Genomic DNA, 19338 nt, shown 5'->3' with positions numbered 1-19338 from the left:
CCCGTTCGCTATATCGCGGTTCTCGTTCGTTACACTCACTCCGAACCGCGCTCCTCGCGGGTCACGTCGTTCCCCGCTCGCCATTCCGCGGTTCTCGCTCGTTCCACTCGCTCCGAACCGCGTACACCTCGTGCGATCAAGTGTGCATTGACTTCCAGTGGCTACTACAAATCGGGGTTTGTGTTGATGGACGGACACCGCCGATACGGAACTGCAGGTGATCGAACCGTTCGTACGGTCTGTTGAACGTCGGTTCCAGTCGTTAGGACGGTTGTTCGGCGACTCGCGTTCGCTCGCTCGAAACAGGCATTGATATGCATTACGACCGTATGTCCGTAAACTCTCATGCCCGGAACTCGAGCGGTTCGACGGGAGAACTTCGTGCGGTCGTCACTCGGCGGCCGCCGGTGAAATAGTTGTGGGGACTTGGGAACTACTGTCGCGAGTCCTCATCCGGGTACTGCTGTCTCGATCGTATCGGATCTATGTCTTCGTCTGGATATGGATCTATAAAAACATCTCGTTGAGATGATTTTCGGGCAGCAGGTATTGTCTCTCCCCTCCGGTTCTACGCCTCTCGAGCCAAATTTCTATACTGGGGTCTGTAGCAGTCTAAAATCAATAATTATCTGTTATATTATCTGTATTGCTGCATTCGTCGTTGATAGGCTGGCTGGCGTGTTCCGTCTCGAAGTCGAATCGCTTCCTTGTTCGGTGTCCGCTCGCCGATGGTGAGGACGGCAATCGGTAACAGGACGCGAGCAACTGGGCGTTTGACTGACTCCCCGTGTATCTCTCTCGGAAATCCACATACTCGCTGGGACCCCCGCATGCTCTGTCCTATTAGTGTATGAAGAATATCATTCCTGAGCAGTAGGGAGGGATGACGCGCTCCCGGACACGGTACGAAAACCGTTTGAAACGACCTAAGAGGGAAGATCACGCCTCGAACGGATCGAATTCCACGTGGTGTGATCGACGCAGTGTCCAGATAACGACCTTCTTATATAGTTTCATATTAGTGCTATCGCGGGATCAAACGCGGTGTTCGCCCTGTCGAAACTCCACCGTATCACGCTCGATCAACTGGCGTCGCGTGGCCGGTTTTACCCCAACCTCTATGACGTGGGTCGTATAGCTTGTCGTATGCTCGATTACGTCCAACTCGAAGCGGACCTCGGCCAGGAAGAGCGAATGATACGCGATACGGCTCGAGAGTTCGTCGCCGAGCAGGTCTCACCCGACATTGGCGAGCACTTCGAGAACGGTACCGCTCCGACTCACCTGATTCCCGAGATGGGAAAACTCGGATTTTACGCGCCGAATCTCGAGGGGTATGGCTCCCCGAACGTCTCCGAAACCGCGTACGGATTGTTGATGCAAGAACTCGAGGCGGGCGATTCGGGGCTGCGTTCGATGGCATCCGTCCAGGGGGCACTGGTCATGTACCCAATCCACAGATACGGGAGCGAGCAACAGAAAGAGCGGTGGCTCCCCCCGCTCGGGCGGGGTGAGGCGGTCGGCTGTTTCGGTCTTACGGAACCCGAACACGGATCGAATCCGTCGGCCATGGACACTCGTGCGGAGCAAGATGGCGATGGATACGTGTTAAACGGCACGAAAACGTGGATAACGAACTCACCGATCGCCGACGTCGCGGTGGTCTGGGCACGGGATCACTCGGTCGACGAGAATCCCGTTCGCGGGTTTCTGGTCGAAACTGACCGCGACGGCGTGACGACGAACGAAATCTCGGGGAAGCTTTCGCTTCGCGCCTCGAGTACGGGCGAAATCGATCTGAACGACGTCCACGTTCCCACGGAGAGTCGTCTCCCCGACGTCTCGGGAATGAAAGGGCCGCTATCGTGTCTGACGCAGGCGCGATACGGAATCGCGTGGGGAGCCGTCGGTGCGGCCAGAGACTGTTTCGAGGAGGCGAGATCCTACGCACTCGAGCGCGAACAGTTCGGCGGGCCGATCGCGCGGTTTCAGTTACAACAGTCGAAACTCGCGGAACTGGCGACCGAGATCACGCTCGCCCAGTTGCTCGCCTACCGCCTCGCCGACCTCAAAGAGCGTGGAGACCTGCGGCCACAACACATCTCGCTGGCCAAGCGAAACAACGTCCGGATGGCCCGTGATGGATCGAGAGTCGCCCGCGAGATGCTCGGTGGAAACGGTATTACCACCGACTACTCCCCGATGCGTCACATGGCAAACATGGAGACGGTGTACACGTACGAGGGAACCCACGACATCCACACGCTGATCCTCGGCGAAGATCTAACGGGAGTGCAGGCGTATACGACCTGACTGATACGGATTACTGTAACTGTGTACCGGCGCACCCGCCGCCCGGGTCGCGGGTTCGCCGGCAATGACGTACAGTAAGACGTATGAAACGACGGTGGATACGATCTGAGACAGCCCATCGAAAATATCCACCGGTACACTCGGAGACGGCCCATTGGAAATCCCCACCGGTAGAGCCACCGGCGGGCGCGGCTGTGCCGGTACGTCGTCACAGCAGGCCACACGAACCGATATATCGAACGGTTTTTCCATCCCCTCGCGGATATTCGGACGATGGACGACCGGAACGATACCCCGGGGCCCAAACCGAAGGTGGCCCGCCTCATCGACAAATACGACTTCGAGGGCCTCGGCGACGAACTGGAATCGCAGTGGACACATCCCACCGATCGGACGAGTCTTCGGGGACTCGCGGACCTGTTTAACGAACGCCTGCTTCGGGAGGCACTCTCGCGGGAGGGAATCGACACCGTCGCCGAGGACGTGGGCCACCTCTACGCCTTGCTCGATCGGGAACGGGGGAGCCGTGGCGAACGGACGCAGGTCGAACGACGCCTCGAGCGAAACGGCGTCGACGTTTCGACCGTGACCTCGGAGTTCGTCTCCTACGGAGCGATTCGATCCTATCTCACCGGTTGTCGAGGCGTCTCGTTGCCGGCGACTACGGACGGCGTTACCTGTGAACGAGCGTCACAGACGATCGAAGGGCTCCGCCAGCGAACCGTTTCCGTCTCCGAGAGTAAACTCGCCAGATTGCGCGAGACGGACCGCCTTCGAATCGGTTCACGACGTGTCCTGGTCGACGTTCAGGTCCTCTGTGAGACGTGTGGAAAGCAGTACGAGGTTACGAACCTGCTCGAGAACGGTGCGTGTGAGTGTTTCGAATCGTGAGTCCGGTCGGCGACGTAACGTATAACAGTCGTACTTCTGTTACGTGTTTTCTCAGTGACGAACGGTCGACCCTATATTTCGGAGATTCGTTCGTGGCTGTCGTCGATCGCTTCGGCGTCTTCGGGCAGTAAAGCGACGACGAGGAAGTCCGTGTACTCCTCGAAGTACTCGACGAGGTCGGCGATCCGATTCGAGTCGAGTGCCTCGAGCGAGTCGAGTAACATGAACGGAACGACTTCGTAGACCTCGTGGACGAGATAGCCGGCGAGTGCGAAGATCAACCCGGTGACTTCGCGTTCGCTCTCACTCAGGTGATCGATCGTGTCCTCGTAGGTTCTGCCGTCGTCCGTGCTCCGGACGATGTGGAGGTCGAACTTCGTCTGTTCGACCTTCCGACGCCCTTCTCGGACCGTCTCACCGATCCGTTCGATCCAGATGCGATCGATATTCTCGTACTCGAGCACCTCGAGGACGGCGTCCATGTGTTCGTTGAACGATTCGACGGCCTGGCGTTCGATCCGATCGATCCGGGTCCGAAGCTCCTCGAGTTCCTCGCGGATTTCCTCGCGGCGGTTCGTCAGGCGCTCCTGTTCGCCGAGAGCCGATTCGATCTCGTCGATCTCTTCGGTCGTCGTCTCGAGGTCCCGTTCGAGACGTCCGAGCGAAAACTCGAGTTCGTTCGCCCGCCGATTGAGGTCGAGCAGTCCCTCTTCGTCGTCTTCATCGTCGCCCTCGTCGTCGGCTTCGGTCTCGAGCTCGGCGGCTTCGGCTTCGAGTTCCTCGATCTCTCCTTCGAGTTCTTCCTGTCGCTCTGTCAGTTCCTCGAGACGGCTTTCGCGCCGTTCGATCTCGTTGTCGACGTCAGTGAGCCGAGCCTCGACGCGTTCGCGTCGCTTTCGCGTCTGATCGATCTCGCGGCGTTCGGTTCGAAGCGACTTGATCTGCTCTTCGAGGTCGTCGCGTTCGCTCAGTTTCGTTTCCTGAAGCGATCGCAGGCGTTCGATCGTGCCCTCGATCTCGGTGCGCTGGACCTCGCTTCCACACGTCCAGCAACGGACGGTTTCTTCTTCTTCGAGCAGTCGATCGGTGACCGTGCCGTCGCTCGAACTGGACTCGCCTTCGGCGAGTAGTTCCCGAATCTCGGGATGGGAACCCTCGAGCATCTCCTCGTTGAACTGGACGATACTCTGTAGCTGGCTGACGACGCCGTCGATCGACTGCGATCGTCGCTGGAGCCGATCGATCTCCGCATCGATGTCGTCACGATTCAGCGAGTCGTCTGCCGGCAGATCGTCGGCTTCTTCCTGTAAGTCCTCGCGCTCTTCGCGCAGCGCCGCCAGACTCTCGCGTTCGGTATCGAGGTCGAATCGCACGTCCTCGAGCGACGATCGCCGCTCGCGAAGTTCGGTGAGTTTCTCCTCGAGTTCGTCCTGATCGTCGTGGCGCGTCTCGGCGTCGGCTTCGGCGTCTTCGATCGCGGCTTTGACCGTCTCAAGTTCGTCCTGTTTCTCTTCGATCTGGCTTTCGATATCCGACCGGTGACTCTCGAGCGACGGCAACTCGTTTTTGAGCGATTCGAGGCGGTCGAGCTCGTCCGAGATCTGCTCTTTTTCGGCTGTGAGCTGTGTGATCTCGGATTCGATCTCGTCGGTGTCGACGGGTCGGAGGATGATCTCGCGGAGATCGTCTCCCGTGGTTACCGCTCGTCGGGCCGGGTTCGACTCGAGCAAAAAGGCGAAGAGATCGGCGAGTTCCGGATCGTCGAGATACGGTTCGCCACCCATAATGACCGTTCCGCCACTTCGCTGGAGCGTGCGTCGGTAGGTATCCTCGCCGATCGCGAGTTCGGCGTACCCCTCCTGTGCATCCGCTTTCAGTGAGGCAGACTCCCCGCCCAGTGCGGCCATGAAGGCCTGGAGGAGTGAGGTTCGGTTCGTCGCGTTTCGCCCCGCGAGGACGGTAACCCCCGACTCGAGTTCGACCGTGGTTTCGTCGATACCGCCGATATTCTCGGCCCGTAATTGTACCTCTCGGGCCACAGGTTGCTGCGTAGCCATCGTTCGAATAACTTCCCAGCCGAGTGATAAACCTTTGGTGGTTGATTTCGCAACGGTGTTGACCCCACAATACCCGTACCATCGATTACTGGAGTTACTATCTGTCCGAGTAGAGTTGATATTGTGGGTCGTAATAATGGATGTTTTATCGCTACAACGAATAAACATAGTGCTGCCACTTCTACACTCAGAGAATAGCGATTATTTACGACTCTCTATTGTTCTATTCACTCTATAGTACTAACTACTCATAAATAGTAAAAATGAGTATGTGTATGTTATCTTTACATGTATTTTCAAAACCATGTATGCGCTAGAATAGTTTGTGAGTTGAACACTCTATTCGATACGGATCGTTGTACCGTTGCCTCGGCAGGATCACAGGTGACTTTCTTCTCACCGCAAGCGGCGGGATTTCCCGATAAAGAACGGTTGATTCCGTTCGATAGCGAGTCGCCTCGAGCCCGGACTCGAGGTCGATCTGGCTTCGTTCAGGCCGATCGTTCTTCCCGAATCACGGCGACGCTCGCGAGCTGATCACCCACCGTGACGGTCGCTTCCTGAGTTAGTGCATAAAGGATGCCGCTCCGATCGGCGACGGATTTCTGTACCGGTTCGTAGGTGGCTGGATCGTACACCGTTCCGACCGTCGTTCCCTCGGTAATCGAGTCGCCGACCTCGAGTGAGGGTACCGGTCGGAACAGTCCCGATTCGTCGGCGCGGAGTTTTCCGAGGTGGTTGCGGGCCACCGTCTGGCTCCGTCGGGGAACCGTTCCCGGAAGCATCTCGAGCGATCGAAGGAGATCGAGAAGTCCGTCGACGCCCGTTTCTACGGCCTCCTCGACGATCTGTTTGTTGTAGGCGAGTTCGGGCGTGATCGACGGAATGTCTTCCTCGGCAGCGGCAACCCGGAGCTTTCCTGCAAACCCGCGGCTGTGCCATTCGTCGGACGCATCGTCGTCCGACGGTTCCGATAGCAAGAGGTCCGTTCCGAACGCTTCGGCGAGACGGCGGGAACGGTCGTCCCCCTCGCGAAAGACGACGTGTGGGTGCATGTCCGGACTGCCCGTGTGGAGATCGACGATGGCGTCGGCTCGAGCGGCGTACTCCCAGAGCGTGCTGGCCATCCGTTCGTGGAGGCTCCCGTCGACGTCTCCCGGCCAGACTCGATTCATGTTGGCGTTGACGCTGTCGAACACCTCGGGTGCCGTATAGGAGACGCGGTCGAACGTGAGCGGATTCGCGACGGGAACGGCGACGACGGTTCCCGACAGCGATTCCAGCGGCAACCGATCGTGGAACCGCCGAAGCGTTTCGGTACCGTTTACCTCTCTGCCGTGCTGGGCGGCCTGGACGTAGACCGTCGGTTCGCGCTCTGGCTCACTGCCGCGATAGGTGTGTACGGCTGTCGTCAGTTCGACCCCCGACGGCAACCGGGCGAGGGTCATCTCCTCGACCGAGTGCGACCCGGAACTCATAGACGCACGTTCATCGGCCGCGGATTTATACTGTCGGCCGGCAGCCGACTTCGTGAGTTCGCCGGCCGGCCGGCACTCGTCGCTCGAGACCACTAGCGTTTAGGGCCGTCCCCACGTCGGCGGCGTATGGGCAACGTTACTGCAACCCTGCACACGAGCAAGGGCGACATCGACGTCGAACTCTACGACGACCGCGCGCCGCGAACCGTCGACAACTTCGTCGGCCTCGCGACCGGCGGGAAGACCTGGACAGACCCCGAGACGGGCGAGGAAGTGGAGGGGGAACCGCTGTACGACGACGTGGTCTTTCACCGGGTTATCGAGGACTTCATGATTCAGGGCGGCGATCCGACCGGCACGGGACGTGGCGGTCCGGGCTACGAGTTCGACGACGAGTTCCACGACGACCTGCGCCACGACGACGCCGGGATTTTGAGCATGGCAAACTCCGGGCCGGACACCAACGGCTCGCAGTTTTTCATCACGCTCGACGCCCAGCCACACCTCGACGACCGCCACTCGGTGTTCGGAAAGGTAATCGACGGCATGGACGTCGTCCGCGAAATCGGGAGCGTCGACACCGGTCCAAACGACCAGCCTCGGGAGGAGGTCCTCCTCGAGTCGGTCTCCGTCGACTACGAGTAGCGGACCTCGGGCCGTCGACCCCGCTTCGGATCAGCATCGTTATTTTCCTGCCCGACACAGCACTGGTATCAACCGACGAACTCTGCTGGCAGTGACTGGTGTGTGTGTCGGAAGTACGGTCGCCGGCTGCTCGAGCGACGGCGAGTCAGTCGACGGCAAAGCGGGTGACGGGACGAACGACGGATCGGATGCCGGTGATGACGACTCGAGTATCGACTCCGATTCGGTCGCCGCCAGTGACGGCGACGCTCACACCGATCCCGAATCGCTCGCGGCGACGCTTCGTACGAGCCACGGAGACGTCGTAGCCAAACTCTACGACGAACGTGCGCCGCGAACCGTCGACAACTTCGTCGGCCTCGCGACCGGCGAGAGGGCCTGGACGGATCCCGAGACGGGCGAAGAGGTGGAAGACGAACCGCTGTACGACGACGTGCTCTTTCACCGCGTCATCGACGGCTTCATGATCCAGACGGGCGATCCGACTGGCACGGGACGGGGCGGTCCGGGCTACGAGTTCGACGACGAGTTCCACGACGACCTGCGCCACGACGACGCCGGGATTTTGAGCATGGCAAACTCCGGGCCGGATACCAACGGCTCGCAGTTTTTCATCACGCTCGACGCCCAGCCACACCTCGACGGTGATCACGCCGTCTTCGGCACCGTCGTCGAGGGCATGGACGTCGTCCGCGAGATCGGCAGCGTCGAGACGGACGAACACGGCCGGCCGACCGAGGACGTCCTCCTCGAGTCGGTCACCGTCCACGGGAACTGATCGTCCCGCGGTGTTGTCGCGCTTACTGCTGTTCGTCGCCGTGCCTATCGCTGTTCGTTGCCGTGCCTATCGCTGTTCGTTGCCGTGCCTATCGCTGTTCGCTCTCGAGTTCTTCGACTCGCTCCTCTAACGCCGTGATCCGACTCTCGTAGCCGCGCTTTCCGTCGAGGAAGTTGTAGATGGCGACGATAACGAGTATCGGGATCACGAGGTAGAAGACGAGCATAACGAGGATTACGAGCAGTTCGGGACCGCCGGGTACGCCCGGGACGAACAGAGGGACCATAGCCGCCAATACGAACTCGATAGTATTAACGTTCCGATACGTTGGCTACGATCGACCGGATCCCATCATGAGGGGAGAATTTCGTCGTACCGAGCCCCCGTCTGCTTCAGCGTCTCCGTCGAGTAGAGGCGCTCGTGGTCGACCGGGAGGTGTTCGGATGCCAGTTCGTCGATCTTCGCCTCGACGGCGGCGGCATCGCGGCCGTGGATCATGGTAAAGAGGTTGTACGGCCAGTCGAGTTCCGGTCGCCGGGGACGATGATAACAGAGCGTGACGGACGGAAGTCCGCCCGCCCGCTCGCCGCGCTCGTCGAGTTCGTCGTCGGGAACGTCCCAGACCACCATACAGTTGGCGTCGAAGCCCGTGACGACGTGGTTGATAACGCAGCCGATGCGCTTGATACACCCGTTCGATTTCAGCCGCTCGATCGCCTCGAGTACTGCATCGACGTCCGCCTCGAGATCGTCGGCGATCTCCCGGTACGGCGTCTCCGAAAGCGGAAATCCGTCCTGAATCGCGAGCAAGAGGTCGGCGTCGAACGCCGAGAGGTCGCCCGTCGCCTCCTCGCTGATCCGGGTCGCGGACGCGTCAGTCCGGTTCTCGAGTGACTCCCGTGCGAATCGGTCGGCGTTGACGACCGGAAACTCGAGGTCGATGTAGTAGTCGGTGAGCATCGGCAACTCGAGTACGCGACAGCCGGTTCGGCGTTCGATCTCCGCGAGAATCTCGTCGCGGGTCTCTCGCGAACCGGCGGTGACGACGAACCACATGTTCCAGTCGTGATCGCGCGCGTAGTTGTGGTTGACCTGTCGGTAGCCGTTGACGACGTCGGCGATCTCGTCGAAGCGATCGTCGGGTGCTTGGACGGCTGCCAGCGTCGACGATCCGATCACCGGCGGGTTGAGAACCGCGCCGAACCGCCGAACGATCCCCAGATCGGCGAGACGAGCGACGCGCTCGCAGGCATCGTCTCCGTCGATCCCCAGTTCGTCTCCGATCCGATCGAAGGGGCGTTGTTCGACTGGAAACCCGCTCTGGTAGCCGTCGATGATCGCCGCGTCCACGTCGTCGATTGCATCCCACCAGTCCCCCGAGAGACTGCTCATTGACGCATCTAGGCCGCTTCGATACGTATCGTTTTCGGGTCGCTGTCGGCGTCGCGTCGTTTCGATCACTTCGGCGGTGAATTCGAGGGGTATCGACACGACAACAATTATTGCTATGGACGTTGTTATCACAACACATGGCACTGACCGAACCGATTTCGATCGACGGTGACGAGCGCGAGCGGATCTACGGCTACGTCGAAGCCAACGGTGCGGTCGATGCTGAGCGGGCCCGTCGGGAACTGTTTCCGACCGATCCACACGGCGACCCGCAGTATTCGAGAGCCTTTCGCCACGGGGTCGCGATCCTCAAACGGGACGGCTACCTCGAAGAGAGTGCGGACGGAACGTTACGAATCGCCGTCGACCTCGAGGCCGAGCGCGAAGAGTTTTCGACCGACGACGTCGAGGTAACGATCAGGCCAGCAAGACAGGAAGACCTCACGGGCATCGTCGGGGCGATTCGCCGGGTCGTCGAGGAGATGACGTACATCGAAGCCGAAAGTATCGCCGACGAGATCGACCACGAGGACGTACTGTTACGCCACAACGACCTCGAGTCGCGGATGTTCTTCGTGGCGACCGTCGACGGCGACGTCGTCGGCTGGGCACACCTCCACGTTCCGAAACTCGAGAAACTGAGTCACACCGCCGAACTCACGGTTGGCGTGCTCGAGGGCTACCGCGGGATGGGAATCGGCACCGAATTACTCGACCGCGCCCTCGAGTGGGCCCGTTCGAACGGCCAGGAGAAGGTGTACCAGACCGTCCCCTCGAGCAACGAGGAGGCGATTTCGTTCTTCGAGGATCGCGACTGGACGATCGAGGCGATCCGTGAGGATCACTACAAACTCGGCGAGGCGTATCTCGACGAGGTGATGATGGCGACCGAACTGTAACCGGTCACGTCCGTTTCCCGTCGGTCACGTCAGTATCATCGCGTGCCAGTTTTGATGTGCGAACCGGTTCGATCCTCTCTCGTCGGGGCCGGCCGCTTCCGGAAGCGGGACGCTTTTGCGCGATCCATCCCAACGCTCGAGTATGGCCCAAACGACCCAGGAGTTCGGTGATTGGCCGCTCAAGCGGTTGATGACGGAGGTCGTCGGATCTGGACACAAGTCCGCCGACGACATGACGCGCGAGCAGGCTCGAGAGGCGTTCCAGCGAATACTCGCGGGCGAACCGGACGCGACGACGCTCGGTGCGTTCTGGCTCGCAAATCGCTGGAAGCGCAATACGCCGGAGGAACTCGCGGCCTACACCGACGTCATGCGCGAGGAGGCGGTCGTCACCGCAGAACCCGACTGTGATCCCGTCGACTGCGGGGCGAACTACGACGGCAAGCACACATCGGCGGTCCTCGGCGTCGGTGCGGGTGTCGTCGCCGCCGCGGCGGGCACGCCCGTCGTGGTCCACTCCGGCGACCGCGTTCCCACCCAGAAGGCGACGGCGTACAAACACGTCCTCGACGAACTCGGCGTCGGGACGGAACTCGAGCCGGCCGAGAGCGCCGAGATGGTCGACGAAACCGGCTTCGGCTTTTACTATCAGCCCGAATTCAACCCCGGAATCCAGGACCTCTACGACCGGCGCGATCAGATGGGCGTTCGGACGTTCGTCAACACCATCGAGACGGTCGCCAACCCCGCAAACGCAGACGTTCACCTCGGCTCGTTTTATCACCTCGCGTTCGCAAAGAAGATGACCGACCTCATCAAGACGAGCGAGGAACTCGAGTACTCCCGGGCTATCTTCTTCCAGGGAATGGAAGGGTACGACGACATCCGTCCCGGCTACACGAAGGTCGCCGAGTGGAGTCGGGGGTCGGGCCTTGAGGACTACGAGATCGAAACCGCCGAGTACGGCATGGAGATGGAAAGCGAGGATCTCGCGGTCGACGACGTCACCGCGGATTCGGCGACGATCACCGAGGAGGTGGTGGGCGGCGAGCGCGAGGACCAGTTCGCCGACGCCATCGCGGTAAACGGCGCGTTCCGGATGTACGCGCGCCAGGACGTCGACAGCGTCGAGGAGGGTCTCGAGCGCGCTCGAGAGGTAATCGACGACGGGAGCGCCGAGGCAGTACTCGAGGAACTGCGCAGTTTCTAGCGGCTTTCGATTCACCGTTTTTGCTCTCGAATTTCGGATCACTCGAGGTCAACCGACACGGACTCGGAGATGACCGACACGGGACGACGGCCCTGTTCGACGTCGGCGGCCCGGTAGTGTGACGGCCCAACCCGACGGCGGCGGCCCGGTAGTGCCGACGGCCCAGTGGTGTTTGCAAGCTGCCATACCCCGGGAGAAATCGACGTCTCTCGCCTGTTCGCTTAAGCAGGACGAGACCGTAGCGCCACTAACCCGACCCGAACGAGTAAACAGAATGATCGATCCCGTCCTTACCGATACTCGAGACCGCCTCGCGGACGCCGGAGCGCTCGCCGGGGTAACGCCCGATCGTGTCACCGTCGGCGACCGGGCGATCCTCGTGGAACTGAGTCCGGACGATGCGCCTGTCGGAGCGGATACCCCACTCGCCGGGGTAGCCCATCGCCCGCGAGGGGCCGACGAGTGGCTACCGACGTCGGATCCGACCCTCGAGGACCTGCTCGAGCCGATCGAAATCGGCGCGTCGGTCGATCGGGAGCCATCAGTTGGTGTCGACCCCGACGACGCCGACGGTCCCGATGGCGGCGCGACTGTCGGTCCGGATCCCACCGGCCGAGCGGTTGCCGTCGCGACGCTGAACGCGCTGTCGGCTCCGTTTCTCGAGTGGCGAGACGGTGATCCGATGGCACTGCTCGAGCCGTCGATCGAGACGATTACGACGGTCGGTCTCTTCCGGCCGGCGTTTCGAACGTTCGACGACGTCGACGTCCGGGTGATCGAACGGAGGGCGGTCGGACAGATCTCGACGCCGCCAGGGGTGTGCGTGTCGACGTTCGAACCCGACGAGGCAGAACGAGCGATGGACGGCGCGGAGGTCGTCTTCGTGACTGGATCGGCGTTCGTCTACGGCGGTGCGAGCCGCTACCTGGAGATCGCGCCGCCGTCGGCGACCGTCGTCGTGATCGGTGCGACCGCCTCGTTTCTCCCCGGCCCGCTATTCGAAGCCGGGGTCGACGTCGTCGCCGGTGCGGCGGTCGAGGACCCTGACGCCGTTCGGGCGGCGATCCGCGCCGGTAACTGCGGAACCGGCCTCCACGATAGCGGCCTCCGGAAGGGCTACGTTGCGACCCAACGACCGTCGGGGATCCGCCTCGATCCGAACGCGAGCGACTCACTGCGATCGACAGACAACCCATGACACGAAGCCAGCACAACTGGAGCGTTCCCGAAACCGAAGTCGTACAGCGAATCCACCGTCGCCTCGAGACGGGCGGCGACGACGTCCTCGCGACCATCGTCGACGTCGAGGGCAACGCCTACCGCCGACCGGGGGCGAAGATGCTCCTCGACGAAGGTGGCGAGGGCGTTGGAAGCATCACCGCCGGCTGTCTCGAGGACGAACTCCTCCGGACGGCCGAGGACGTCCGCGAAACCGGCCGACCGGAACTCGTCACTTACGATCTGATGGAGGACGACGACGACGTCTGGGGACTCGGCGTCGGCTGCAACGGAATCATCGACGTTCTGCTCGAGCCGCTCACCGAACGGTATCGGCCGGCCGTCGAGGCGTTCGACGCCGGGCGGGACGTCGCCGTCCTCACGGTCGTCGCCGATGGGCACGCGCCGCCCGCCGGAGACGTCCCGGCCGACGAAACCGCGCCGTCCGCCGAAGACGCCGCAACCGACGGTGACGAATCCGGATCGCTCGAGTTCGGCGACCGTGCGTACTACTACCCGGACGAGGATCGGTTCTCGGTTCCGGCCGATGCCGGGTCGGACGCGAGCGCCTGGCCGGTCGATGCGCTCACCGGGCCGGCGGAACAACTCGCCGACCGCGGCCGCGGAAACGTCGTTTCCCTCGGGGACGGACTCGAGGTGTTCGTCGACGGCATCGCCGCGCCCGCCGAACTGATCGTCTTCGGCAGCGGACACGACGTCGGTCCAGTCACCGAACTTGCAGCCGCGAACGACTTCCGCGTGACGGTCGTCGGCTTTCGCGGTGCGGTCGACCTCGACGAGCGGTTCCCCGACGCCGATCGGACCGTCACGACGTCTCCGGGCACACTCGAGGACGACCTCACGTTCGACGATCGGACCTACGCCGTCGTCATGACCCACAACTTCGTCGACGACCGACTGGCCGTCGAGGCGTTGCTCGACTCGCCGGCCCCCTACGTCGGACTGATGGGACCCACCGAACGCTTCGACGAGATGCTCGAGGCGTTCGCGGACGACGGAATCCACTACGACGAGGACGACCTCTCGTCGCTTTATACGCCGATCGGACTCGACCTCGGCGGCGGTTCGCCGTATCAGATCGCCCACAGTATCGTCGCGGAGGTGCTTGCAGTCGAAAACGATCGCGATCCGGATCACCTCCGGAGTCGGGCCGGCCACATTCACGACCGGATCGAGATCGAAGCCTCCTCGAGCGACGGATCCTGAACGTGTCCGTCGTCACATCCTCGGCAAGCGTTTCGTCGTCCAGAACCGCCCGATAGACCGTATTATCCGAACAACAGATGCCCGCCCCAGGCGATCGCGATCGCGAAGCCGATCGCAGCGAGCGCCTGTCGAGCCATCATCGTGAGCGCCCACTTCAGGGAGACCTCTCGAGCGACGGTAAACGCGGTCACGAGACAGGGCAACAGAACGCCGGCCAGGTACACTGCGACGAGCACCTCGAGCGGTGACAGCGTCGTTGCAACTCCACCTTCGGTCAACAGGGCGATTCCGTCCTTTCGGACCGAAGCCAACACGACGGTGAGCGCCGCCTCCGCTGGCAGGTTGAACACGCCCATCACCGGACCGAGAACCCCGCCAAGCGCGTCGATTGCGCCACCCTCGTCGAGCAACGCAGCCACGACGGTGATGACGACGAACACGGGCAACGCCTTCACCACGAACTCCCGAAGCGCACTCCAGGTTTCACGAGCGACGGCGCGTGGGTCGGGCCAGCTCAAAAACGTTCGCCGGTCGATCACGGTGTGAGACGCCCTGGCCGCCGGTGGAGCGATCACGGCGACGTATACGAGCGTCGTGACTGCAAGGACCAGCAGATACGGCCCGACGAGCCACCACATCCCGACGGCCCCAAAGACCGCGAGCGTCGCGGGAAACTGATACGAACACGCAGAGCCGAACGAGATCGCCGAGATCGTCGTACAACGCGTACAATCACTACACGACCGGGTGTTGATGACCGCGGGGACGTTACAGCCAAACCCCATCACCACCCGAACCAGATCACGGCCAGTGAGCCCGAACCGTCGCATCGTCGGGTGAAGCGAGACGGTCATCCGCGGGAGGAGTCCGGAGGTTTTGTAGACGCCGATGACCACGGCGAAGACGAGCATCGTCGGGCCGGCCCACACGAACAGAAACGGTCCCATCGAGAGGAATCCGTACTGATTGATGAGTATCGCCGCGAAGGGTTCGGGAAACGTCCCAGCCCACGCGATCAGCGGCTCGAAAGCCGCCCCGACGATCGGATCGAGTTCCCCCGCGAGCGTGTTGGCGAACCAGACCGCAATCGCAGCCGGGAGCAACAACAGGCCGATGCTGACCGCCGGACCGACGTAGGGCCACTCGAACACGCGTTCGGGCGGTTCGATCCGCCGCCCGATCTCACGCGACGCCGCGTCCGGGAAAATCCCCGGCTGCTCGAGCGCGCGCAGGATCCGGGTACCATCGTCGATCGTGTCGTACCTGAAGTCGGCGCTTCCGGTTTCGCTCCCGCCGTCGGTCATCGGCCGCGAGACGTCTCGAGCGTCGACGGGAACGATGGGGACGCCGACGTCGGCGCTCAGCGTTTCGAGGGCTCGACGCGTTTCGTCGGTCGCCTCGACTTTGTCCCAGAACGTCACCACGACGGCACCGAACTGTCCATCGACCAGCGGAAGCAGGTCCTCGAGATCGCTATCGATATCGGTCGCGGGAACGACGAGCAACACGGTTTCGTTCTCGCCCACGCGTGAAAGCGCATCACGGGTCGTCTCGGTGTCGGCGTCGAGAACGATCCCTGGCGTATCGACGAACTCGTAGTCCGCCGTCGTGTACCGCTCGCTCCGGACGGTCGTTCCGCGGAAGTTTCCGCTCGTCGGTCGGTCACCCGTCAGCGACGAAACGAGTTCGGACTTGCCGACGCTCTCCTTGCCGACCACGACGACCGTTTCCCGATCGGTGCCGTCGCTTCCCTCTGTCTCATTATCGGTGCCGTCGCCTCTTTCCGTCTCTCTTCGTGAATGTGGTTTCGTCATCGACTCATCTTAGCAATCGCACATGTCCGGTTCACAGCACGACAGGTCCTCGAGGTACATGTTCTGCTCCCGGTAAACCTCGAGCGGATCGGTGTCGACGCCGAGTCGGCTTCCGATCGTTTCGGCGAGAACCGGAAACCTGGCTCTGAACTTGTAGATAAAGCAGAACTTGACGCCGTTGTGGCTCACGTCCGGTCCGGCGAGAAACAGTCCGGGTGTCGTCGGCGATTCGTCGCTATCCGTCAGCTGGATCGCTCCGTCCTCTCGTGGGAAGTGATCTGCAACCGGCCCGAGCGCCGACTCGAAGCCGGTCGCCAGAATCGGACGGGTGGGTACGGTGTACGTCGAGGACTTCTCGTCATCGAGTTCGTACCCGTCTGCAGCGCGCGCACGAACCTGGAAACAGCCGTCGTCGTCGCGACGGACCTCCTCGACGATGGCACCACCTTCGACGCACAGTCGACCGGTGTCAGCCACCGACTCGAGGCGCTCTTTGGTGTACGGCGACAGCACCTCGCTGGGGTCGGGACCGCGGGTCGCCCACGGCTCGCCGCGATCGAGTACGCGCACTCGACAGCCGGCCTCGACGAGCGCAACGGCGGCGTCGATACCGCTCTCGTAGCCGCCGACGATCAGGAAGTCGTCCGTGCTGCTCGCAGACGCGTGGTCGACCCACGATCTGACTTCGCTGGTGTGAACGCACCGCTCGCCACCGGGAACGGCGTCCGCTCGCGGGGAGCTGAACTGGCCAGCCGCCCAGATGACGTACCTGCTGTGAACGATCCCCTCGCTCGTCTCGAGGACGAATCCGGTTTCCGTTGCCTGCTCGTCTCCGTGGTCGCCGTCGACGTTGCCCCCACCCGGGACGTCCGGTTCGCCCGCAGCGTCGTCTTCGCGTACCGCTCCACCGTCGACGGCCGGCATCGCTGCATTTCGCCCCGTCGGTTCTGTTGATCCCGTTCCATCAGGACGCTGGATTCCAGTCACCTCGATGCCCGTCTCCACCGCCAACTCGTGAACGTCGGCAACCGCCTCCAGATAGTCGGCGTACTCGTCACCGCTTGGGTGTTCCCGATCCAGGGTGACCGCAGGTGACGTCTTCGGCGTGATCGCGTTCAGGTCGGTCAGCCCGAAGCTGTTGCTCGGAAACGACGGCGTGATAAATCGCATCTCGTCGGGCCATCGTCGAAACGACGCTCCGATCTCGTCCCGTTCTATGATTACTGTCTCGAGATCGAGCAGCGACAACGCAACGGCGGACCCGATGCCAGCGGCCCCCGCGCCCACGATCGCGACGTCGACCGATTTCGGCGGCGTCATCGGACGTCCACCAGTGTCGAGTCCTCGATCGGTTCTGACCCGCCGACGCCGCGTGGGATTCCGTCTTTCGTCGCGTTCTCGCGTGTCGGGTACGCAAACAGATAGCGATCGGTGTTACCGGTGACGACTGCTGCGAGCCGTCCCAGAACCCAGGGGGAACCACCGCCTGCGATCGCCGCGAGTAGCGTCGTCTCTCCCAGTTGCAGATACTGTCGGACAGAAGTCAGTGCGAAGTCGGTCGCGAATTCGCGGCCGTCGACATCGGAGACGGCCGCAGGAGTGCGACCGATCTTCGAATAGTTCTGTCCGACAGTATGAACGAACGACCCGTGACTCCCCAGCCTGACCGTCCCACCGACGAAGAGCACAACGAGAAGAATCGTCGTCGCGTACCGCCGCTTGCGGGTGAGGTCGTACGGTATCCAATCAGCCGTTATCGGTGCCTTTCTCACAGTATTACTAAACCAGTACTCTATATTATTAAAACTCACTACTCTGGAGTTGGTGAGTATTAACACTGGGCGACGTACCGGTGAGCTCGCAGAGGGTGGCGCTCGTACGGCATTACCGTCCGATGATCCGTTTTCGTCGTTGCTCCAGCTACTATTCGACCGGGCCAAATCGATACGAGAGCCAGCTGAGATGAGTCGCTTGGTGCTGAAGTGAATCAACCAGACTGTCCCTCTCCCCAAGCGTTATTACTCAACACACGAATCATGAATTGTATGTCGAAAGCCGCCGGTGATCCCGAACGGGCCATCAACGGCCTCATGTCGGTCGCACAGCTCCTGGAAGAGCCGCGGCTGGCTCGCCTCTATACGTTTGTCCTTCGAGAGGGAGAGGTAACTATCGACGATATCGTCGACAAACTGGAGATGCCACGAACGACGGCGTATTCGGACATGGGGACGCTCGTCGAACTCGGAGTACTAACTCGGAATGAGGAGCAAAAGACGCACACGTATTCGGCGATCCCAATCACACTCACCGCGAACCTCGACGAAGACGAATACACGGTCACCCCAACGCTTGTCGAGGCGTTCGGTCGCTCGCCTCAAGACCAGGATCTCGACCTCCTACTCGAAAAGCACGGGCTCGGGAAGCTCGCAGCTGCTCTTACGTACGCGGTACCGTACGCTGAGGGAGAGATGTCTGAACGAATCGCTGCTCGGGAACTCGATCTGCAGCATGCGTTTGCCATTGCCGTTCTCCACGCGTTGCGGGATGTCGTGCTGGATATGAGGGCGGTAGATCCCTACTTCGAAGACATCCGGAACGCTCGTAATCAACCGGTTGCGGAGGAGTGAGGGGCGGAATCGATGAGTGACCCTTTCGACCCGTTTCAGGGGACTGTAGCCTGGATAGCGGATTCGGGTCTGTTTATCGCCTGTGGCCGACGGCAGAACAACAAGTACGCCGCACTCGAGCGATTCGCGGCACAGAACGATCTCACGTTCGTGATTCCACAGCGCGTCTACGACGAACTGGGCGAAGCACCAGACCGTAGCACTCCAGGACAGACGCCGATTAACAGCGCAATCGACGCCGGATGGGTGCGGATTGCTGACGCACCCGACTACACGAAGGGGACGGTTTCACGAGTGATGGATGACGTCCGAACGTTCATCGCTCGTTCGTCAAACCGGACCGAAGACCAAATCGAAAAGGCAGATACCGCGCTTGCAGCGGTCGCAGTCCAACTCCTCGAGGAAGGTGCCTGCCACATTTGTCTCGTGACCACTGACGTTGATGCGGGTGAGGGCGTCGTAGCTGCTCTTGGGGCGAACGGACTCGAAAATCGCGTCCAGTTCAAAAATGGATTCGAGCTGATCGACGAGATTACCTGATCCGCTATTCGTCTTTAGCTAAGACTCACACCTCGGTTGCGTAGCGGTAGCGAGCGTCTCTTGTAACACTGGCCGTTGCTGGTGAATCTTCTGTGCGTCGTCGATCAGTCGGTCGAGCAGCGGTGGCGGCGAGTAGCCGAGATATTCGCCAAGTTCGTGGAGGATGAGCTGGGCGTGCGACCGGAAGGTCGCCGCCCAGCGTTCCGGCGGAAACACGATCTCATCGTCCGCTTGTTCGGTGACCAGATC

Annotated in this window: 17 protein-coding genes and 1 pseudogene; 10 read left to right on the top strand and 8 right to left on the bottom strand. The window is 61.5% G+C overall.

Annotation, left to right across the window (positions count from 1 at the left end):
• Positions 1-1146 precede the first annotated feature (1146 nt).
• Together EA473_RS18980 and rdfA are read left to right on the top strand one after the other, a co-directional pair.
• Positions 1147-2313: an acyl-CoA dehydrogenase family protein gene (locus EA473_RS18980; RefSeq protein ID WP_124197218.1), complete on the top strand. Its 1167-nt coding sequence runs from the start codon at positions 1147-1149 to the stop codon at positions 2311-2313.
• A 273-nt stretch (positions 2314-2586) separates the two neighbouring features.
• Entirely contained in the window at positions 2587-3204 is a 618-nt protein-coding gene (gene rdfA / locus EA473_RS18975; RefSeq protein WP_124197217.1) for a rod-determining factor RdfA, read from the top strand.
• A 71-nt stretch (positions 3205-3275) separates the two neighbouring features.
• On the opposite strand, the gene EA473_RS18970 is transcribed toward rdfA, so the two are convergent.
• The gene (locus EA473_RS18970) at positions 3276-5261 is read right to left on the bottom strand and encodes an archaea-specific SMC-related protein (RefSeq protein WP_124197216.1); all 1986 of its coding nucleotides are present in this window, start codon (positions 5259-5261) and stop codon (positions 3276-3278) included.
• 491 nt (positions 5262-5752) lie between these two features.
• Entirely contained in the window at positions 5753-6739 is a 987-nt protein-coding gene (locus EA473_RS18965; protein WP_124197215.1) for a succinylglutamate desuccinylase/aspartoacylase family protein, read from the bottom strand.
• Between the two features lie 126 nt (positions 6740-6865).
• Between EA473_RS18965 and EA473_RS18960 the strand changes: the two genes are divergently transcribed.
• Both EA473_RS18960 and EA473_RS18955 read left to right on the top strand, forming a co-directional pair.
• Positions 6866-7384: a peptidylprolyl isomerase gene (locus tag EA473_RS18960; protein ID WP_124197214.1), complete on the top strand. Its 519-nt coding sequence runs from the start codon at positions 6866-6868 to the stop codon at positions 7382-7384.
• Between the two features lie 211 nt (positions 7385-7595).
• Entirely contained in the window at positions 7596-8162 is a 567-nt protein-coding gene (locus EA473_RS18955) for a peptidylprolyl isomerase (RefSeq protein ID WP_124197266.1), read from the top strand.
• Positions 8163-8250: 88 nt separating this feature from the next.
• On the opposite strand, the gene EA473_RS18950 is transcribed toward EA473_RS18955, so the two are convergent.
• Both EA473_RS18950 and ahbB read right to left on the bottom strand, forming a co-directional pair.
• Complete coding sequence (locus EA473_RS18950; RefSeq protein ID WP_124197213.1) at positions 8251-8448, bottom strand: hypothetical protein; 198 nt, start codon at positions 8446-8448, stop codon at positions 8251-8253.
• A gap of 65 nt (positions 8449-8513) precedes the next feature.
• Positions 8514-9554, bottom strand: a complete 1041-nt coding sequence (ahbB, locus tag EA473_RS18945) for a siroheme decarboxylase subunit beta (RefSeq protein WP_124197212.1) — start codon at positions 9552-9554, stop codon at positions 8514-8516.
• A gap of 137 nt (positions 9555-9691) precedes the next feature.
• On the opposite strand from ahbB, the gene EA473_RS18940 reads away from it, so the two are divergent.
• From EA473_RS18940 to EA473_RS18925, 4 genes are all read left to right on the top strand, one after another.
• Positions 9692-10453: a GNAT family N-acetyltransferase gene (locus EA473_RS18940; protein WP_124197211.1), complete on the top strand. Its 762-nt coding sequence runs from the start codon at positions 9692-9694 to the stop codon at positions 10451-10453.
• Between the two features lie 142 nt (positions 10454-10595).
• On the top strand, positions 10596-11663 hold the full coding sequence (locus EA473_RS18935) for an anthranilate phosphoribosyltransferase (RefSeq protein WP_124197210.1): 1068 nt from the start codon (positions 10596-10598) through the stop codon (positions 11661-11663).
• Between the two features lie 274 nt (positions 11664-11937).
• Positions 11938-12861: a Rossmann-like domain-containing protein gene (locus tag EA473_RS18930; protein ID WP_124197209.1), complete on the top strand. Its 924-nt coding sequence runs from the start codon at positions 11938-11940 to the stop codon at positions 12859-12861.
• Entirely contained in the window at positions 12858-14108 is a 1251-nt protein-coding gene (locus EA473_RS18925) for an XdhC family protein (RefSeq protein ID WP_124197208.1), read from the top strand. Before EA473_RS18930 ends, EA473_RS18925 begins: the two co-directional genes overlap by 4 nt.
• Positions 14109-14170: 62 nt before the next feature.
• Here the strand turns inward: EA473_RS18925 and EA473_RS18920 are convergent, their stop codons facing one another.
• From EA473_RS18920 to EA473_RS18910, 3 genes are read right to left on the bottom strand one after another with little or no spacing between them, the layout of a single operon-like run.
• Positions 14171-15922, bottom strand: a complete 1752-nt coding sequence (locus EA473_RS18920; protein WP_124197207.1) for a nucleoside recognition domain-containing protein — start codon at positions 15920-15922, stop codon at positions 14171-14173.
• Positions 15923-15931: 9 nt separating this feature from the next.
• A complete protein-coding gene (locus EA473_RS18915) occupies positions 15932-17242 on the bottom strand; it encodes an NAD(P)/FAD-dependent oxidoreductase (protein ID WP_124197206.1) in 1311 nt (436 codons plus the stop codon).
• Positions 17239-17694 (bottom strand): hypothetical protein, encoded by a 456-nt coding sequence (locus tag EA473_RS18910; RefSeq protein WP_124197205.1) that lies wholly within the window; start codon positions 17692-17694, stop codon positions 17239-17241. The genes EA473_RS18915 and EA473_RS18910 overlap by 4 nt, the downstream gene beginning before the upstream one ends.
• 273 nt (positions 17695-17967) lie before the next feature.
• On the opposite strand from EA473_RS18910, the gene EA473_RS18905 reads away from it, so the two are divergent.
• Together EA473_RS18905 and EA473_RS18900 are read left to right on the top strand one after the other, a co-directional pair.
• Complete coding sequence (locus EA473_RS18905; RefSeq protein WP_124197204.1) at positions 17968-18549, top strand: DUF7437 domain-containing protein; 582 nt, start codon at positions 17968-17970, stop codon at positions 18547-18549.
• A 12-nt stretch (positions 18550-18561) separates the two neighbouring features.
• Positions 18562-19089 (top strand): hypothetical protein, encoded by a 528-nt coding sequence (locus EA473_RS18900; protein ID WP_124197203.1) that lies wholly within the window; start codon positions 18562-18564, stop codon positions 19087-19089.
• Between the two features lie 18 nt (positions 19090-19107).
• Here EA473_RS18900 and EA473_RS18895 read toward each other — a convergent pair.
• Positions 19108-19338 (bottom strand): annotated as a pseudogene (locus tag EA473_RS18895) (IS4 family transposase); the annotation flags it as partial.

It is taken from the genome of Natrarchaeobius chitinivorans (genome assembly GCF_003841505.1).
Taxonomy (GTDB): Archaea; Halobacteriota; Halobacteria; order Halobacteriales; family Natrialbaceae; genus Natrarchaeobius; species Natrarchaeobius chitinivorans.
The sequence above is the reverse complement of the archived record's forward strand: the minus strand, read 5'-3'. Positions and strand labels throughout refer to the sequence as shown.

What these genes read in the sequence shown, in the direction of transcription:
- EA473_RS18915 (WP_124197206.1), bottom strand. Translation starts at nt 17,242, where the DNA reads ATGACGCCGCCGAAATCGGTCGACGTCGCGATCGTGGGCGCGGGGGCC.
- EA473_RS18950 (WP_124197213.1), bottom strand. Translation starts at nt 8,448, where the DNA reads ATGGTCCCTCTGTTCGTCCCGGGCGTACCCGGCGGTCCCGAACTGCTC.
- EA473_RS18920 (WP_124197207.1), bottom strand. Translation starts at nt 15,922, where the DNA reads ATGACGAAACCACATTCACGAAGAGAGACGGAAAGAGGCGACGGCACC.
- EA473_RS18940 (WP_124197211.1), top strand. Translation starts at nt 9,692, where the DNA reads ATGGCACTGACCGAACCGATTTCGATCGACGGTGACGAGCGCGAGCGG.
- EA473_RS18965 (WP_124197215.1), bottom strand. Translation starts at nt 6,739, where the DNA reads ATGAGTTCCGGGTCGCACTCGGTCGAGGAGATGACCCTCGCCCGGTTG.
- rdfA (WP_124197217.1), top strand. Translation starts at nt 2,587, where the DNA reads ATGGACGACCGGAACGATACCCCGGGGCCCAAACCGAAGGTGGCCCGC.
- EA473_RS18905 (WP_124197204.1), top strand. Translation starts at nt 17,968, where the DNA reads ATGTCGAAAGCCGCCGGTGATCCCGAACGGGCCATCAACGGCCTCATG.
- EA473_RS18930 (WP_124197209.1), top strand. Translation starts at nt 11,938, where the DNA reads ATGATCGATCCCGTCCTTACCGATACTCGAGACCGCCTCGCGGACGCC.
- EA473_RS18960 (WP_124197214.1), top strand. Translation starts at nt 6,866, where the DNA reads ATGGGCAACGTTACTGCAACCCTGCACACGAGCAAGGGCGACATCGAC.
- EA473_RS18980 (WP_124197218.1), top strand. Translation starts at nt 1,147, where the DNA reads ATGCTCGATTACGTCCAACTCGAAGCGGACCTCGGCCAGGAAGAGCGA.
- EA473_RS18925 (WP_124197208.1), top strand. Translation starts at nt 12,858, where the DNA reads ATGACACGAAGCCAGCACAACTGGAGCGTTCCCGAAACCGAAGTCGTA.
- ahbB (WP_124197212.1), bottom strand. Translation starts at nt 9,554, where the DNA reads ATGAGCAGTCTCTCGGGGGACTGGTGGGATGCAATCGACGACGTGGAC.
- EA473_RS18900 (WP_124197203.1), top strand. Translation starts at nt 18,562, where the DNA reads ATGAGTGACCCTTTCGACCCGTTTCAGGGGACTGTAGCCTGGATAGCG.
- EA473_RS18970 (WP_124197216.1), bottom strand. Translation starts at nt 5,261, where the DNA reads ATGGCTACGCAGCAACCTGTGGCCCGAGAGGTACAATTACGGGCCGAG.
- EA473_RS18935 (WP_124197210.1), top strand. Translation starts at nt 10,596, where the DNA reads ATGGCCCAAACGACCCAGGAGTTCGGTGATTGGCCGCTCAAGCGGTTG.